The 1328-nt window shown below is 65.2% G+C and carries 1 protein-coding gene; it reads right to left on the bottom strand.

Annotated features, from left to right (window positions below; translation table 11 throughout):
• Positions 1-30: 30 nt before the first annotated feature.
• Positions 31-1259 (bottom strand): IS3 family transposase gene (locus FWJ24_RS14540; protein ID WP_137900809.1). Its coding sequence is split into 2 segments (ribosomal slippage): positions 31-929 and positions 929-1259, totalling 1230 coding nucleotides; the frame shifts between segments, so codons are not numbered across the junction.
• Positions 1260-1328 lie beyond the last annotated feature (69 nt).

Raw genomic sequence — 1328 nt, 5'->3', positions numbered from 1 at the left:
TGTTGTAGCCCCCAAAAGCCCGGACATTTCTCACGGTGCTGCTTGGGCCGCGATGAACTCGCGGGGTGAACGATATCCGAGCGCCCGATGCGGGTGAAGCTCGTTGTAGTGGTCGAACCATTCCGGCAGGGCGAGCATGACGGTTTTGGCATCCGGGATGGGATTCACCGCGACGTAATCGCGCTTGAAGGTGCGCACGAAGGCTTCGGCCATGCCGTTGCTCTGCGGGCTCTGGACCGGGGTGGTGAGCGGTTCCAGACCGATCTCGCGGGCAAAGCGCCGGGTCGGACCTGCGATGAAGCAGGAGCCGTTATCGGTCAGCCATTCGATGGTCTGCGGCAAGCGGTTGACCTTGCCGAAGCGGTGCTCGACGGCGGTGACCATGAGGTCGCACACATCCTCGCCTTTGATGCCCTCGGTGGTGGCGATATGGCCCATGGCTTCCCGGTCGCAGCAATCGAGCGCGAAGGCGACGCGAACCTTTTCGCCGTTGTCGCAGCCGATCTCGAAGCCGTCGGAGCACCAGCGCAAATTGGAGCGCGCGACAGCGATGCGGCCGTCGTGACGGCGTTCGACCCCGCCAGCATGGCGTTCGAGCAGAAGGCCGTTGACCTTCATCACCCGGTAGACCCGCTTGCGGTTGGCGGGCGCACGGCCCTCGGCCAGGGCCTTGCGGCGCAACCTGGCCCAGATGCGGGCATAGCCGTAGCTCGGCATGTCGTCGATGACTGCCTCGATTTCGGCCAGCAGCGCCTCTTCCGGCAGGGGCGGACGGCCTCTGCGCTGGGGAGAGCGCCCGGCCGTCCGCTGCGCCAGCCGCGCGGCGAGATGCGAACGGGCCACGTCCAGCGTCGCGGCGACGGCGTTCATGGCAAACCGTCCTTGGGCAGCGACAGCGACCGCAATCTCCGTTTTTTTATATCCTCCGCCAGGTCCAGAGCGTCTTTTAGGATTTCCACCTCAAGGGTCTTCTTGCCCAGGAGCCGCTGTAATTCTCGGATTTGCTCCTGCTGCGCCCGGAAGGCGGAGGCCGGGACCACTTCCTCCTCGGCCGCCGTCGCGGTCAGCGCCCCTTGCTCGGCAAGCCGCCGCCACGTGAAAAGCTGGTTCGGCGACACGCCGCACCGGCGGGCGACAAGGCTGACCGTGACGCCCGCCTCGCGCGTCTGCGCGACGATCTCCAACTTCTCCGCAACCGACCACCGGCGGCGGCGCTCAGGCCCGGTCAGGACCTCAATCTTCGGATAAGAACCAGTCATAGCCACGACATTACTCCCAACCCTTATTTTAAGGGTGAGACCTGTCCGGGGAATTCGGGGGCCGTTTCA

Source organism: Rhabdaerophilum calidifontis (assembly GCF_008641065.1).
GTDB lineage: Bacteria > Pseudomonadota > Alphaproteobacteria > Rhizobiales > Beijerinckiaceae > Rhabdaerophilum > Rhabdaerophilum calidifontis.
This window is presented reverse-complemented; position numbering and strand designations above follow the sequence as displayed.